The organism is Blastocatellia bacterium, from assembly GCA_035275065.1.
In the GTDB taxonomy this organism is placed as follows: domain Bacteria; phylum Acidobacteriota; class Blastocatellia; order UBA7656; family UBA7656; genus DATENM01.
In genome coordinates, this window is sequence record DATENM010000083.1 from 30,401 (window position 1) to 45,366 (window position 14,966).

At 62.0% G+C, this 14,966-nt stretch carries 14 protein-coding genes; 10 read left to right on the top strand and 4 right to left on the bottom strand.

Going from position 1 to position 14,966, the window contains the following annotated elements:
* Window positions 1–230: 230 nt before the first annotated feature.
* A complete protein-coding gene (locus VJ464_19465; protein ID HKQ07313.1) occupies window positions 231–845 on the bottom strand; it encodes a BON domain-containing protein in 615 nt (204 codons plus the stop codon).
* 301 nt (window positions 846–1,146) lie between these two features.
* Here VJ464_19465 and VJ464_19470 point away from each other — a divergent pair, with 301 nt between their 5' ends.
* The 9 genes from VJ464_19470 (at window position 1,147) to VJ464_19510 (ending at window position 11,438) form a co-directional block, all read left to right on the top strand.
* Window positions 1,147–1,584 (top strand): YtxH domain-containing protein, encoded by a 438-nt coding sequence (locus VJ464_19470; protein HKQ07314.1) that lies wholly within the window; start codon window positions 1,147–1,149, stop codon window positions 1,582–1,584.
* Window positions 1,585–1,751: 167 nt separating this feature from the next.
* Window positions 1,752–2,369 (top strand): hypothetical protein, encoded by a 618-nt coding sequence (locus VJ464_19475; GenBank protein HKQ07315.1) that lies wholly within the window; start codon window positions 1,752–1,754, stop codon window positions 2,367–2,369.
* A 252-nt stretch (window positions 2,370–2,621) separates the two neighbouring features.
* Window positions 2,622–5,570, top strand: a complete 2,949-nt coding sequence (ileS, locus tag VJ464_19480) for an isoleucine--tRNA ligase (protein HKQ07316.1) — start codon at window positions 2,622–2,624, stop codon at window positions 5,568–5,570.
* 59 nt (window positions 5,571–5,629) lie between these two features.
* Window positions 5,630–6,235: a signal peptidase II gene (gene lspA / locus VJ464_19485; protein ID HKQ07317.1), complete on the top strand. Its 606-nt coding sequence runs from the start codon at window positions 5,630–5,632 to the stop codon at window positions 6,233–6,235.
* Window positions 6,236–6,292: 57 nt separating this feature from the next.
* On the top strand, window positions 6,293–7,114 hold the full coding sequence (lgt, locus tag VJ464_19490; protein HKQ07318.1) for a prolipoprotein diacylglyceryl transferase: 822 nt from the start codon (window positions 6,293–6,295) through the stop codon (window positions 7,112–7,114).
* Window positions 7,115–7,198: 84 nt separating this feature from the next.
* Complete coding sequence (locus VJ464_19495) at window positions 7,199–8,149, top strand: RluA family pseudouridine synthase (GenBank protein ID HKQ07319.1); 951 nt, start codon at window positions 7,199–7,201, stop codon at window positions 8,147–8,149.
* A gap of 131 nt (window positions 8,150–8,280) precedes the next feature.
* A complete protein-coding gene (locus VJ464_19500) occupies window positions 8,281–9,243 on the top strand; it encodes a VWA domain-containing protein (protein ID HKQ07320.1) in 963 nt (320 codons plus the stop codon).
* A 105-nt stretch (window positions 9,244–9,348) separates the two neighbouring features.
* A complete protein-coding gene (locus tag VJ464_19505) occupies window positions 9,349–10,401 on the top strand; it encodes a VWA domain-containing protein (protein ID HKQ07321.1) in 1,053 nt (350 codons plus the stop codon).
* Entirely contained in the window at window positions 10,398–11,438 is a 1,041-nt protein-coding gene (locus tag VJ464_19510; protein ID HKQ07322.1) for a VWA domain-containing protein, read from the top strand. The genes VJ464_19505 and VJ464_19510 overlap by 4 nt, the downstream gene beginning before the upstream one ends.
* A gap of 172 nt (window positions 11,439–11,610) precedes the next feature.
* Here the strand turns inward: VJ464_19510 and VJ464_19515 are convergent, their stop codons facing one another.
* The 3 genes from VJ464_19515 to pgeF all read right to left on the bottom strand — a co-directional run bounded on the left by VJ464_19515 (window position 11,611) and on the right by pgeF (window position 13,726).
* Window positions 11,611–12,123: a hypothetical protein gene (locus VJ464_19515; GenBank protein HKQ07323.1), complete on the bottom strand. Its 513-nt coding sequence runs from the start codon at window positions 12,121–12,123 to the stop codon at window positions 11,611–11,613.
* Between the two features lie 91 nt (window positions 12,124–12,214).
* Complete coding sequence (locus VJ464_19520) at window positions 12,215–12,631, bottom strand: hypothetical protein (GenBank protein HKQ07324.1); 417 nt, start codon at window positions 12,629–12,631, stop codon at window positions 12,215–12,217.
* A gap of 168 nt (window positions 12,632–12,799) precedes the next feature.
* A complete protein-coding gene (gene pgeF / locus VJ464_19525; GenBank protein ID HKQ07325.1) occupies window positions 12,800–13,726 on the bottom strand; it encodes a peptidoglycan editing factor PgeF in 927 nt (308 codons plus the stop codon).
* Between the two features lie 130 nt (window positions 13,727–13,856).
* Between pgeF and serS the strand changes: the two genes are divergently transcribed.
* A partial coding sequence (gene serS, locus VJ464_19530; GenBank protein HKQ07326.1) for a serine--tRNA ligase occupies window positions 13,857–14,966 on the top strand: 1,110 nt, incomplete at its 3' end.

A 14,966-nucleotide genomic window follows, 5' to 3' on the forward strand; every position in this document is an offset into this window, starting at 1 on the left:
ATGATCCAGGCAGCCACACCAAAGATTAATCCGAATTCCAACATCGTATTTACCCCCTTGTAGAATTAATCGGTACGTTTATATAGAACCGCCCGCCGGGCATTTGATACCAGGGGGCCGAAAAATCTCTCTTGAAAAATGAATCGCGCGGGCGGGCACAGATAGATACTCGCTATCCGTGCCCGCCCGCGCGATGCGCGACTTTGGTTTTCAAAGACTACGGCGACGCCTTACTCGGCCTTCACAGTAATCTTGTTGACGACGCGGCGCACGCCTTTAACCGAACTGGCGATGCGCTCGGCGCGCGATTTCAATTCTTCGCTCGGCAGCTCGCCGCTCAAGGTGGCGGTGCCATTGCTAACCTTCACATCTATCGGGTGAGTGCGCAGGTCCGAGTCGTCGAGCAGCTTCGTCGTGACGTCAACTTCAACGGTGATGCCCGAAGTCGAAGACGTCGAAGGCGCGGCTGCCGACGATGGCGTCGGCGAAGATGCGGGCGCCGGGACGGTGACAGTTGTCGGTGATGCCGGAGGCGGCATGACGACGACCGGCGGCGCGGGCTGCGCCGGGGCCGGCATCTGCGGCTGCGCGGCGGCGCGCTGCGCGGCATCGGCGCGTGCCCGTTCAATCTCAAGCTGCGCGTCTTGATTGCGCTGCTGATTGTTCATGATTAAAAGCGTGATGAGCACAGCCACCGCAATTCCGGCGATGACCAGAGCGGCAATCGCTCCGCCCGACAAGCCGCGCCGCTCATAGACGACGGGCGGATAATCCTCTTCCACCACCGTGCGGCGCTCTACAGGAACGTCCTCGACCACCGTATGCGTTTCGCGTATTTGTGCCATAATCGTTCATCCTCCGATCAATTTATGAGTAAGCCTGCGAAGACGGCGAATCTTCTATTGCCGCGCCCGGTGATGCGCCGGCGAGCGTATGGAAATGCGCCGGCTCGGGGGCAAAAAGCTCACTCAGCTCATGCTAAGGCAATGCGTGTGCCTGAGCCTTCATGGCCACGGCGAGTTGGCGAAATTCGACGGCGCTGCGGCCAGAGACTTCTTGAAGGCCGCCGAGCCAGATGTTATAGTGAGCGTGTCTTCATCAAGTTGCACAGAGATGTAGAGCTACACTGTTTACCAGGAGGCGATTATGGCCGAAAACGAGGGCTCAGCAGCATCTGAGAAGTTGACATTTCTATTGATCGGCGCCGGCATCGGCGCAACCCTGGCGCTGCTGTTTGCGCCCAAGAGCGGGCGCGAACTGCGCGGCGACATCGCCGATTACACGCGGCGCGGGGTTGATGCGGCGGGCGAAGGCGCGCGGCAGATCGGCACGCGGGCGTCAGAGCTTTACGACAGCACCAGCGAGCGCGTCCAGACCGCTTACGGCTCGGCGCGCGAGCGCGCGGCGGGGGCTTACGGTGTGGCCCGCGAGCGCGTGTCGCAGAGCGCTGAAGCCGTCGCCGACGTCGCTTCGCGGCAGAAGGATCAGATTCAGGCGGCCATCGAGGCGGGCAAGCAAGCCTACCGCGAAGAGAAGCGCAAGGCCGGCGAGTTTGCTGGCGCTGCCGCCGAACCCGAAGCGTAACGCAGACAACTGGCGGCGTGGCGACAGCGCCCCTTGCTCGTTGCCGCGCCGCTTTGATATTTGCCGACTGGCCTCGCGGAGTTGCAGGGACGCGGGATTATACGAGCCGGGCTTGCGCCGGCTGCGCCATCTCTATTGCGCAACTTGCTCTCGGGCAAGGAGGGCTTGTGGATCAGCGAACCTTCTACATCGTCGTCACGGTTGCCACGGCGGTCATCACTTTGAGCTTCCTCATTCAGATGGCCATGATGATCGGCATCGCGCGCGCCGTGAAGCGATTGACGGGCATCGCCGAAGCGATGCAGAAGAAGGTCGAGCCGCTGATTGTCAAAACCGAGCCCATCATCGCTAAGGTCGAGCCGCTCGTCGATCAGGTGCAAGGGACCATCAGCAACGTGCGCGTGGCGGTTGACCGAATCACCGCGCAGGCGCAAGAGACCTTTGACAAAGTGACGGTCGAAACGCGCGCCATCGCCGCCGCGGTTTCGACATCGTCGCGCGAGATCGCCGGGCTGGCGCAGCGCCAGGCCGAACAGGTCAGCAGCACCGTCGAGATGGCGACGACGACCCTGCAAAGACAGATCGTTGAAATTGACGGCTTGCTGACGCGCACGCAGGATCGCATCGAAGATACGACCACCGAAGTGCAGACCGGCGTGCTACAACCCATGCGCGAGCTGTCGGCGTTGCTGGTCGGCTTGCGGCGAACCATCGAGATGCTGTTCGGGCGCGGGCGCAAATCGATAGATCAGGCATATCAGGACGAAGAGATGTTTATTGGATAAACAACGGGTTGCCGGCGCGACACCAAAGCGGCCTTCAGAGCCGTTTGCGTGTCGTCCAAGGCTTAAAGGCTGGTGACTCTATTCAAGCGGCACCTGGGTTCCTCTTCGCAGGAGTCAGGTGCTTTCATATTTTGGATTTTGGATTTTCGATTTTGGATTCAGGGAGCGCAGTGCTTTGGCTAATCCGGCACATCGCGCATCCCTCTCTGGTAATCCAAAATCCAAAATCCAAAATCCAAAATCGAGAGCGTTATGTCAACCGAAACACCGTTCGATTTGAAAGCGACCGTGAATCTGCCGAAGACCGGCTTCGCGCAGAAGGCCAACCTCACCCAGCGCGAGCCCGAGCGCCTGGCGCGCTGGCAGCAGATGGGGCTCTATCAATCGCTTTGCCAGGCGCGACAGGGGCGACCGATGTTCGTGCTACACGATGGCCCGCCCTATGCCAACTCCGATATTCACATCGGCACGGCGATGAACAAGATTTTGAAAGACATCGTGGTGAAGTCGCACTCGATGCTCGGCTTTGACGCGCCGTACGTGCCGGGCTACGACTGCCACGGGCTGCCGATTGAAACCTACGTTGACAAGAAGCTCGGCGCCAAGAAATCGCAGATGGACCCGCTGACCATCCGCCGCGCCTGTCGCGAGCATGCCGCTGAAGCCTTGAAGCGGCAGACGCGCGACTTCCAGCGGCTCGGCATCCTCGGCGAATGGGACGATCCGTACCTGACGATGTCGAACGCCTACGAGGCCGAAACGGCGCGGCTGTTCGGGCGTTTCGTCGAGCGTGGTTTCGTTTACAAAGGCGGGCGGCCCGTCTACTGGTGCATCCATGACCAGACGGCGCTTGCCGAAGCCGAGGTCGAATACAAGGAACACACCTCGCCGTCGATCTACGTCAAGTTTCCGCTGCCCGCCGACCAGGTGCGCGAGCTTGAACAGCGGATTACGGCGGGCGGTTCGCAATCGGCAATCGGCAATCGGCAATCGGCAATCGAAAAGCCGGTCTTTGTGCTGATCTGGACGACGACGCCGTGGACGCTGCCGGCCAATATCGGCATCAGCGTCAACCCGAACTTCGATTACGCGGCGGTTGACGTGGGCAGTGAAGTCTACATTGTCGCCAGCGAGCTGGTCGCGGCGGTGGCCGAAAAGTGCGGCCTGAACGAGCCGAAGGTCGTCGCCGAATTTTCCGGCGCGCTGCTCGACCGCCTGCAAGCGCGCCATGCGTGGCTTGACCGGCCTTCGATCCTGATGGTCGGCGAGCACGTCACGCTCGGCGGCGAGGCCGACGCTGAAACCGAATTGGATGTCGCCGAGGCGCAGAAGAAAGGCACGGGCAAAGCCGGCACCGGCTGTGTGCATACCGCGCCCGGTCATGGCCACGACGACTTCGTCATCGGCCAGCAATACCGGCAGCAGCTTCAGCCGATCTATGCGGCGCTCGGCGTTGCCGAAACCGAAGTCTATTGCCCTGTGGATAACGCCGGTCGCTTCACGTCGGAAGTCGAGCACTTCGCCGGTCTGAAAGTCTTTGAGGCGAACCGCCGGATTGTTGATTTTCTGCGCGAGTCGGGGGCGCTGGTCTTCACCGAAGATTACGCGCACCGTTACCCGCATTGCTGGCGCTGCCACCGCCCGGTGATCTTTCGCGCTACGCCGCAGTGGTTCATCTCGATGGATCGCCAGGACGGCGAAGGTCAGAGCCTGCGCGAAGGCGCGGTGCGCGAAGTCGGCAACGTCCGCTGGCTGCCGGGCTGGGGCGCCGACCGCATGCGCAATATGTTTCTCAGGCGGCCCGACTGGTGCGTGTCGCGCCAGCGCGTCTGGGGCGTGCCGATCCCTGCGTTCTACTGCAATGGCTGTCACGAAACGATTGCCGACGCGCAGTTGATCGATCACGTCGCCGACCTCTTTGACAAAGAATCTGCCGACGCATGGTACGCCCGCGAAGCCAAAGACTTGCTGCCTGAAGGCTTCTTGTGTCCGAAGTGCAATGGCGGCGATTTTGCCAAAGAGAATGACATTCTCGATGTCTGGTTCGACAGCGGCTCGTCGTCGCTTGCGGTGCTAGAGATCGAGCGACGGCTGCCGTGGCCCGCCGATGTTTATCTGGAAGGCCCCGACCAGTATCGCGGCTGGTTCAACTCGTCGCTGATGGTGGCGCTGGCGGCGCACAATCGCGCGCCTTACAAGACGGTCATCACGCACGGCTGGACCGTAGACGGCGAAGGCAAAGCCATGCACAAGTCCGCCGGCAATGCCATCTCGCCCAACGAGGTGATTGATCGGTCGGGCGCAGAGATTCTGCGCCTCTGGGTCGCGTCGTCGGATTATCAGGAAGACGTGCGGCTGTCGGACGAGATTCTCAAGCGGCTGGTGGACGCCTATCGCAAGCTGCGCAACACGGCGCGCTACGCGCTCGGCAACCTGAGCGACTTCGACCCGGGTCGCGACGCGGTCGCCGAAAGCGAGATGCGGGAGATTGATCGCTGGGCGCTGGCGGCGACGCGCGAAGTGGCGCGCAAGGTGATTGACGCCTACCAGCGGTTCGAGTACACGACCGTCTATCACACGCTTTACAACTACGCGACGGTGACGTTGTCGGCGGTCTACATTGATATACTGAAAGACCGTCTCTACACGTTCGCGCCGCGATCCGCGGGGCGACGCAGCGCGCAGACGGCGCTTTACCAGATCGTTGACGCCTTCGCGCGCTTGCTGGCGCCGGTGCTGGTCTTCACGGCAGACGAAATCTGGGAAAGCCTGCCGGGCGAGCGCGAAGCATCGGTGCATCTGGCGGAGTTTGCCGATGCCGAGGCGCGCGACGGCGACGCTGAATTACTGGCGCGATGGGGCAAGCTCTTCGAGGTGCGCTCGGCGGCGCAGAAGGCGCTCGAAGAGCAGCGCAACGCGAAAGTGATCGGCGCATCGCTCGAAGCGCATGTTACTGTGCGCGCGACTGGCGAGACACTGGCGCAGCTCGCCGCTTATGAAGATCAACTGGCCGACATCTTTATCGTCTCCGGCGTGACGCTCGAAGCGAGCGCGGGCGGCGATCTGGAAGTGACGGTCACCCATGCCGATGGCGCGAAGTGCGAGCGTTGCTGGCACTGGGGCGATACGGTCGGCGCGGACGCGCGCTTCCCGACGATTGATGCGCGCTGCGTGCGTCAACTCGAAGAAGGATGGCTATAAGCGACGAAGGGCTTGCGGTGAACGGCGCGAATGCGCATCCTTAGAGAAGAGGAAGTTTGATGAGCTCAGAAGCGGTCGGCGCGAGCGCCGGGAAAGTGAAGTACCTGATCATCACGGCGCTCGTGATGGCGCTCGATCAATTCACCAAGTATGTCGTCTCGACGCGCATGCAGGAAGGCGACGAGATCGACGTGATCCGCAATTTCTTCGCCATCAGCTACACGAAGAATCCCGGCATCGCTTTCGGCATGCTCAACAGCGGCAACCTGCGCTGGCTATTCGTCGCCATCTCGGTGGTCGCCGTGCTGGTCGTGCTGGCTTACATGATGCGCACGGCGGCGGCCAACCGGCTATTGCTGTGGTCGCTGGCGCTGCTGGCGGCGGGCATTTGCGGCAACCTGATTGACCGCGTGCGCATTGGCCGGGTGATCGATTTCTTCCTGGTGCATTACCGAGAGCATCAGTTCCCCGTCTTCAACGTCGCCGACACGGCTATCAGCATCGGCGCGGCGTTGATGGCCATCGAGTTGTTCATCACTCCGCAGGCCGAGCGCGCAACCGCCGCGCCTGATGGCGAGGAGGCAGGAGGCAGGAGGCAGGAGGCAGAAGTCGGCGACGCCACGCCGCTCGCGAGCAACCCGAACGATGCATCGTCAGGCGATTGAGCTTCGAGCGCCGACTGCATCCTGCTTCCTGCCTCCTGCCTCCTAAAGGCAGTACCTATGTTTCCAGAGCTTTTCAGAATCCCCGGGCTGGGCATCCCGCTGGCGACCTATGGCGTGTTGCTGGCCATCGGCTTCATCCTGGCGCTGTGGCTGACGGCGCGGCTGGCGGCGCGCGACGGCCTGCCCAAGCAGCGCATTTACGATCTTGGGTTGTACGTGCTGGCGGCCTCGCTGGTCGGCTCGAAGGCCCTGATGGTCGTCACCGAGTGGAATGATTATGGCGGCGATTGGCGGCGCATGCTGTCGCTCGATTTCTTACGGTCGGGCGGCGTCTTCTATGGCGGGTTGCTGGCGGCGGTGCTGGCGAGCGTCTTGCTGATGCGCTGGTGGCATCTGCCGTGGCCGAAGACCTCGGATGCCTTTGCGCCGGGCATTGCCTTAGGTCATGCCATCGGGCGGCTCGGCTGTTTTTCCGCCGGCTGCTGCTGGGGCAAGCCGACGACTTCGTGGATCGGCGTCCACTTCACCGAGAAAGCGAGCGAGCTGACCGGCGTGCCGATTGATGCGGCGCTGGTGCCGACGCAGTTGATCGAAGCTATTGCGAACCTGATGATCTTCGGCTTCCTGTTGTGGCTGACGAAGCGGCGCAAATTCGAAGGCCAGATCATCTACGCCTACCTCATGATTTACGCGGTGGTGCGCTTCACCATCGAGTTCTGGCGCGACGACCCGCGCGGCTCGCTGCTGGGCATCTCGACCTCGCAGTTCATCTCCATTCTGATGTTCGCCTTTGGGCTGGTAATGACGCTCGTTGCCCGCAAGCGCCACGCCGCCAAAGACGCGGCGCGGCGCCAGGGCGTCGCCGCACAGGTTTCTTGAGGAAGCAGGAGGCAGGCAGCAGGAAGCAGTCAAAGAATGACGCGCCTCCTGCCTCCTGCCTCCTGCCTCCTGCCTCCTGCTTAAGTGTCGAACGAACTGCAACTCCTAACGGTTGATCCTGACGCGGCAGGCGCGCGGCTCGATGCGTTTGTTGCCGGCCAACTGCGCGACATCAGCCGCACGCGCATTCAACGCGCCATCGAAGACGGGGACGTGCTGGTCAACGAGCGCGCCGCGAAATCGAGCTACCGCGTGCGCGCCGGCGACCATATCGAAATTGATCTGCCCGAACCGCCGCCCGTCGAGCTGCCGCCCGAAGCCATCCCGCTCAACATCGTTTATGAAGACGACGATTTGATCGTCGTAGACAAGCCCGCGGGCCTTGTCGTGCATCCCGGCGCCGGCCAGGAATCGGGCACGCTGGCCAATGCGCTGGTCTATCATTTCAACGAGCTGTCGGGAACCGCCGGGCGCATACGACCCGGCATCGTCCATCGCATCGATAAAGAGACTTCGGGGCTGCTGGCGGTCGCCAAGAACGACATCACGCACGAAAAACTGTCCGAGCAGTTTCGCAACCGCGAGGTCTTCAAGCTCTACGTCGCGCTCGCCTACGGTCGCGTTTCCGAGTCGCGTGGCGAGATCGAAGCGCGCATGGGGCGCAGCCCGCATCACCGTACGCGCATGGCCGTGCTGCGCGGCGGCGCCGGGCGCGCCGCGCATACCATCTTTGAAGTCGCCGAGCGTTATCCCGAATTCACCCTGTTGCGCGTGCAGATCAAGACCGGGCGGACGCACCAGATTCGCGTTCACCTGGCGCACATCGGCCACCCGGTCGTCGGCGATGCTTTGTACGGCGGCGGGCGCGATAACATGGTGCGCGATGCGGCGATGAAGCGCGAGGCTCGCAGCCTCGGTCGCCAATTTCTGCACTCGGCGCAGCTCGCGTTCATGCACCCGCGCACAGGCGAGCGCATGGAATTTTCGACGCCGCTGCCGCCGGAGCTGCGGCACTTCCTGGCCTTGCTCGGCTGATCGCGGTTGCCGCCTCTTGTTGTTATTGCTGGACACTGCTTCGCGGCGGCCTCTATAATTTTGATTTAGCAAAGCATCGTGATTTTGCATCCCGTGCATCAGACCTGTATGTCGGAGGTTCCCCGTTCGTGATGAGACGTTCATCCGTAATCATTACCTGTGCTGTCGCTATTGCGCTGTTCGCGAGCGCGTTGACGTTTGCGCAAAAGCCTGCCGACAAGCCCCAGCAAAAGAAACCGCAGCCGCCGGCTCAGGACGATCAGACCACCAAGGTCGGCGTTTATGAAGTCCGCCTGCCGGTCAGCGTCAAGGCCAAAGGCAAATTCGTCGCCGGCCTGACCGAGCGGAACTTTGAAGTCTACGAAGACGGCAAGCGGCAAAAGATCGAAACTTTCATTGCGCCGAGCAAGCTGCCGCTCAACATCGCCGTGCTGATGGACACCAGCAACAGCGTCAAGCTCAAGCTGCCGTTCGAGAAAGACGCCGCCGAAGATTTTGTCTCGACGGTCACGACTTATCGCCGCAAGGATCAAGTCTCGTTCACGACCTTTGATTCCGACGTCGAGCTGCACCAGGACTTCACAGACAATCAGGAGCTGCTGATCAAGGCGATTCGCAAGGTCAAGGCCGGCGGCTACACCCGCATCTATGATGCCGTTTACCGCATCATTGAAGAGAAGCTGGCGAATCTGCTTGGTGACGCGCGGCGCATCATCGTCGTGCTGTCGGACGGCGAAGACACCGCAAGCGAGCATTCGCTCCGCGACGCCATCGAGATGGCGCAACGCTACGACGTGACCATCTTCGGCATCAGCACCAAGAACTTTAAAGGCACGGGGTCGGGGCTGGTCGAAACCTCGGATGATAAAGAGCTGCGCCGCCTGTGTGAGGCCACCGGCGGGCAAATCTTTCTGCCGTCAGAGAAGATCGATTTGTTCAAAGCTTTCACACAGGTTGCGCAGGACCTGCGACAGGAATACGTCATCTATTACCGCCCGACTGTTCAGGAGAAGATTGCCAAGCGGCGCGAGATCAGGCTCAAGCTCGTCAGCGCCGACGGCCACCTGTCGTACAAAGAAGGGTACACGTATTAAAGTGATGAGTGGCGAGTGGTGAGTGATGAGTGGGAAGACGACGCGCTGCATGTCGCGCGCGCTTCACTCATCACTTTCGACTCATCACTCATCACTCGGAGGGTCATGTTCTTACGCACCGTCGCCTTGATCGCTATCGTTGCCCTGCTTGCCGCAACCGCGGCGGCGCAGAAGCCTGCGCCGCGCCCGACCGCTGAGCAGAAGTCGAAGCCGCCCGCGCCGCAGCCGAAAGATAAAGATGACGATATTCCCGGCAGCGACGAGGCGGTGCGGCTCGGCACTGACCTGGTCAACCTGACCTTCAGCGCCGTTGATCGCAACAACCGCATTATCGGCGACATCCGTCAGGAAGAGGTCACGGTACTCGAAGATGGGCGACCGCAACAGCTCTTCGCCTTCAAGCGCGAAACGACGCTGCCCATCAACATCGCCATCCTGATGGACCTGTCGGGCAGCCAGGAATACACCTTCCCGCAGGAGAAGTCGGCGGCGGGCGAGTTCCTGCGCTCGATCCTGCGTCCGGGCAAAGACTCGGCGGCGATCCTGACCTTTCAAGACGACGTCGATCTGGTTCAGGGATTGACCTCGCGCGTCGAAACGCTCAACCGGGCGTTTGACGAGATTCAATACGCCCGCCGCTTCGGCGCGGCTTCCAGCCGCCGGCAAGCGACGGCGCTTTACGATGCCGTCTACATTACCGCCGACGAAGTCCTGGCGCGCGATCCGGCGCGCGGCACGGCTGCCGACGACCAGATCACCCGGCGCGCGGTGATCTTGTTGACCGATGGCGTAGACAACGCCAGCAGCCGCAAACTCGAAGAAGCCATTGACCGCGCCTGGCGTGCCGGCGTCGTGCTTTATGCCATCGGCATCGGCGACCGCTTTCGCTTCGAGGGCGTGCGCGAAGACATCTTGCGCCGGCTGTCGGAAGAGACCGGCGGGCGCGCTTACTTTCCCCGCGGGCCGGACGAATTGCTCGACAATTTTCGGCAGATCGAGGGCGAATTGCGCAGCCAGTACCTGCTCGCTTATTCGCCGTCGAACGGCGCCAAAGACGGGCGCTTCCGGCGCATCGAAGTGCGCTTGACCAATCGGCCAGACGTGCGCGTTATTCACCGCCGCGGTTATTATGCGGCCACGGAAGAAGTCAAGAAATGAAATATAAAGCTGTACCCATCATTATGCTCGTGGCGCTGGTCGCCGCGCTCGTCGTCCCCTCGTTCAGCCTCGCGCAGGACAACAAGACGAAGCCCGAGCAGCGCAAGAAAGGCCAGAAGTCGCCCGAAGACGAAGGCGCGCAGGACGACACGCCGATCAAGATCGGCACACAACTGGTCACCGTGCCCTTTAACATCACCGATAAGACGAACCGGTATATCAACGACCTCAAGCAAGACGACCTTGAAGTCCTCGAAGACAACAAGCCGCAGCAGATCTTTTCCTTCGAGCGGCAGACCGATCTGGCCATCACCATCGCCATGCTGATCGACATCTCGGGCAGCGAGGAATACACGCTGCCGATGGAGAAGGCGGCCGGCGCGCGTTTCTTTCAGCGCGTCTTGCGCCCGCGCAAAGACCTCGGCGCGGTCATCACCTTTGAGGGCGAAGCCGAGCTGGTGCAGAACCTGACATCCGACCCGGCGAAGCTGCAACGCGCGCTCGACGAGGTGCGCATCGCGCTGCCGGGCGCTTCGGGTCGCGTCGGCGGCACGCCGCCCATCAATGGCGGCTCGCGCGCCGGCTCGACGGCCATCTGGGACGCCGTCTATTCGGTGTCGAACGACCTGCTCAAGCGCGAGGCGGGTCGCCGCGTCATCATCCTGATCACCGACGGCGAAGACACCTCAAGCACGATCAAGATGCGCGAGGCCATCGAGCGGACGTGGCGCAATGAAGTCATTGTTTACTGCATAGGCATCGGCGACCCGGCCTTTGGAGTCGATTCGGGGGTGCTCAAGAAGATGTCCCAGGAGACCGGCGGGCGGGCTTTCTTCCCGCGCAGCGAGGGCGACCTGGACAAAGCCTTCACGCAGATTGACGAGGATTTGCGCTCGCAATACGTGCTGGCTTATACGCCGTCGAACGGCGCGAAAGACGGCTCGTTCCGCACCATTCAATTGCGTGTCAAGAATCAGAAAGACCTGAACGTGCGCCACCGCCGCGGTTACTTCGCGCCGGGCGGCAAAGCCAGCTAGAGCGCCAGTCAATCGGGTGTAGCGCAATCTGTTAGATTGCGCCACGCCTAGCGCAATCTGTTAGATTACGCTACAGGGCAAACGCAATCGAATTCCGCTCTATCCTGTGTGAAAACGAAAGCGCGGCTGAGCAATTGCTCAGCCGCGCTTTCGTTTGGGCGAGAGGTGAAGCTTACTTCGCGGAAACCGTCATCTTGCAGCTCCCCGCCGCACAGCAGCCGCCCTTTGCCGCCTTGTCGTGCGAATGGCTGTGAACCTTAGCCGTCACCTTGTCGGCTTTGTCGCCGCTGGCGCAGCAACTCGCGCCTTCCTTGCAGCAGGCCGCCCCGGCTTTGCAGCAATCGGCCTTGGCGGTCGCCTGATTCGCGCCCGCCTGATTGCACGTCGCCCCGTCTTTGCAGCAGGCGGCGCCTTCCTTGCAGCACGCCGCGCCCTCCGCGCAGCAAGCGGCGTGATCGGCACAGCCCGCACCTTGCGCGCAGCAGGCGGCGCCTTCTTTGCAGCAGGCCGCGCCTTCGGCACAGCAGCTCTTATCCTCCATGCCGCACGCCGCGTGATCGGCGCAGCAGGCCGCCTTGGCGGTCACCTTTGCCTGGTCATTGACCGACTGTGCATCGGCTGTCGCGTAAGCGTAGCCGGTCAGCATCAAGGCAAGCGTTAGCACCAGAGTCTTGATCGTTTTCATGTGTAACATCTCCTATCAAATTAGAAACTCAGGCCGCGCCGGCCAGAGCTTAGGCCGGCATTGATGGTTGGCGAAACCGACGGGCGAGTTTCTAAATCAGGAAGACGCAGCAGCGCAGATAGGTGCTGCCTTTGTTGGCCGGCTGCGTGTCCGAGATGAATAGCGGCGTGTCAGTCGCAAAAGCGACCGGCAGCGATGGGGCGATGGCGACCAGCGCCAGTGCTTGACGCGGTGAAGATGAAGGAAAGATGGCAGGGCCGCTTGCGTGCGCGCCGATTGGGCAGCAATGCGCCGCAGCCGATGACGAACCTTCTTTGATAGCCGCGCGCCGATTGCTCTCCGCGGGCTCGCAACAGCGGCGGCGTGTGGCGCACGCCTGCTGGCTGTGATGGGCCATCGCGGCGCTGCGTTCGTCGCAGCACCTTTTCGGCAGGTCGCTTGCGCAACACCACAAACAACCGACCCCGCCACTCCACAGCGCGAGCAGGATGATGGCTGTCGCGCTCATCCGCCGCGCCCATCCTGGGAAGGGAGATGAACTGAGAACGCGCCCCGCCTTGAGCCTCAATCCACGCACCGATGTTGTTGCGTTGAGTCGCGTCATCTCGCCGTCCATTCTAGCTCGATAGCTCCATCATAGTCACGCCTTTTTTGGTAGGCGATGACCGCCGTCACATCAGCTTGTGACCGCCGTCACCTGGCGCTTGCCGATCACCGAAAGCAAGCGGCCCGCGCCATTTGCCGACGCGCGTCCTTCGCAGCGGTGCGAAAAGAATAATTCGTTCTGATGCATCGTACAGTAATCGGCGACATAAATACTGTCTTCCGCGAAACCGCAGAAGAGCAACTGCTGGCGGTTGGCGGCGCGCACATCGAGGTGCGCCTTGCCGTCTTCTTTGAAGTTCACGAGCAGGCTCGGCCAGTAGCGGAACTCTGACTTGAAACGCTCGATGACATCTTCGCCGACTTCGTAACATTGCTGACAGGCGACGGGGCCGAGCGCGGCGATGCAGTTGCGCGGGTTGACGCCATGTTGCAGCACCAGGTCGGCGACCGTGCGCTCGGTGATGCGCGCGGCGGTGCCGCGCCAGCCGGCGTGTATCGCCGCCATCACGCCCGCCCGGGCATCGCCGATCAGAACCGGCAGGCAGTCGGCAGTCTGAATGCCGAGCAGCACGCCGCCGAGCCGCGTCATCAGCGCATCACATTCATTGGCAAAGCCTCGCGCTTGCTCCACCGATTTGATGAAGCAGCGGTCGCTCGAATGCGTCTGCCGCGCGGTGACGATGGGTGCGCCTTCGGCGCCGATGGCGCGCAGAAAGCGGCGGCGGTTTTCGGCGACGTTATCGGGCATGTCGCCTTTGAAGCTCGTCAGGTTCAGCGCGTCGCGCGGCAGCGGGCTTACGCCACCCAGCCGCGTGCTGAAGGCGTTGATAAAGCCCGCCTCTTCGAGCGGCTCGCACGTGACATAAGCCAGGCGCACAGGGCCGCCCGGCGTCTCCACATCGCGCTCGCGCAGGCTGAAGGCGTTCTCGACGGCTTCATCGAACGCCTCTTCTTCAAGTGATGGGTGCGGCGTCTGGTTAGCCAACGGGTCATTCATAGTCGAGTATGCTAACGACAGACGGCGAAGCAGGGCAAGCAGGCGCGGGGCGCAAGCTCGCCAAGTTGACACCTTTGCGGCGCACGGCTTAGGCTATCGTTTTATCGATTGTGATGGAAAGGTGACAGTCATGCTTGATGTAAATTTCGTCCGCGCCAACCTTGAGCTGGTCAGAGCCAAGCTCGAACAGCGCGGCTTTCCGCTCGACGCGCTCGACCGCTTCACGACACTCGACGAACGCCGCCGCCAACTGGTGCGCCAGCGCGACGAGCTGAACGCCGAGCGCAACCGCGAAAGCCAGGAAATCGGCAAGCTGATGAAAGCCGGCCAGAAGGAAGACGCCGAATCGCGCCGCGCCGCCGTGCGCCAGATCGGCGATCAGATTGCCGCCAGCGAAGCCGAGCTTGGCGTGGTCGAAGCGGATTTGAACAACCTGCTGGTGACGATTCCGAATCTCCCCGATGACTCGGTGCCGGTGGGCCGCGATGAATCCGCCAATCAGGTCATCAAGCAGTGGGGCACGCCGCCCCGCTTTGATTTTACGCCGCGCGATCACGTTGACCTGGCCACAGAGTTAGGGCTGCTCGATCTGGAACGCGCCGCGAAATTATCGGGCGCGCGCTTTGCCGTCTTGACCGGCGTCGGGGCGCGGCTCGAACGCGCGCTGATTAACTTTTGCCTCGACCTGCAAACCCGCGAGCATGGCTACACGGAAGCGCTGCCGCCGTTCATCGTCAACGCGCAGACCTTGTTCGGCACAGGGCAACTGCCGAAGTTCGAAGGCGACCTCTTCAAGCTGACCGACGAGCGCGGCCTCTACCTGATCCCGACCGCCGAGGTGCCGCTGACGAATCTCTATGCCGGCGAAATACTCGACGGGGCGCGGCTGCCCATCAAGCTCACGGCCTACACGCCGTGCTTTCGCTCTGAAGCCGGCAGCTATGGCAAAGACACGCGCGGCTTGATCCGCCAGCACCAGTTCGACAAGGTCGAGCTGGTGCAGGTCGTCCATCCCGAGAAGTCGTACGAGCTGCTCGAGGTGCTGACCGGCCACGCCGCCGCTATCCTGCAGAAGCTCGAGCTGCCCTATCGGGTGGTCACGCTCTGCACCGGCGACATGGGCTCGGCCGCGGCCAAGACCTACGACATCGAGGTCTGGCTTCCGGGGCAGAACGCCTACCGCGAGATCAGCTCGTGCTCCAACTTCGAGGGCTATCAGGCGCGCCGCATGCAGGCGCGC

Excerpts from the sequence above, each read along its gene's own strand:
- VJ464_19510 (HKQ07322.1), top strand. The coding sequence starts at position 10,398 with ATGAAATATAAAGCTGTACCCATCATTATGCTCGTGGCGCTGGTCGCC.
- pgeF (HKQ07325.1), bottom strand. The coding sequence starts at position 13,726 with ATGAATGACCCGTTGGCTAACCAGACGCCGCACCCATCACTTGAAGAA.
- lgt (HKQ07318.1), top strand. The coding sequence starts at position 6,293 with ATGTTTCCAGAGCTTTTCAGAATCCCCGGGCTGGGCATCCCGCTGGCG.
- VJ464_19505 (HKQ07321.1), top strand. The coding sequence starts at position 9,349 with ATGTTCTTACGCACCGTCGCCTTGATCGCTATCGTTGCCCTGCTTGCC.
- VJ464_19515 (HKQ07323.1), bottom strand. The coding sequence starts at position 12,123 with ATGAAAACGATCAAGACTCTGGTGCTAACGCTTGCCTTGATGCTGACC.
- VJ464_19500 (HKQ07320.1), top strand. The coding sequence starts at position 8,281 with ATGAGACGTTCATCCGTAATCATTACCTGTGCTGTCGCTATTGCGCTG.
- ileS (HKQ07316.1), top strand. The coding sequence starts at position 2,622 with ATGTCAACCGAAACACCGTTCGATTTGAAAGCGACCGTGAATCTGCCG.
- lspA (HKQ07317.1), top strand. The coding sequence starts at position 5,630 with ATGAGCTCAGAAGCGGTCGGCGCGAGCGCCGGGAAAGTGAAGTACCTG.
- VJ464_19520 (HKQ07324.1), bottom strand. The coding sequence starts at position 12,631 with ATGAGCGCGACAGCCATCATCCTGCTCGCGCTGTGGAGTGGCGGGGTC.
- VJ464_19470 (HKQ07314.1), top strand. The coding sequence starts at position 1,147 with ATGGCCGAAAACGAGGGCTCAGCAGCATCTGAGAAGTTGACATTTCTA.
- VJ464_19465 (HKQ07313.1), bottom strand. The coding sequence starts at position 845 with ATGGCACAAATACGCGAAACGCATACGGTGGTCGAGGACGTTCCTGTA.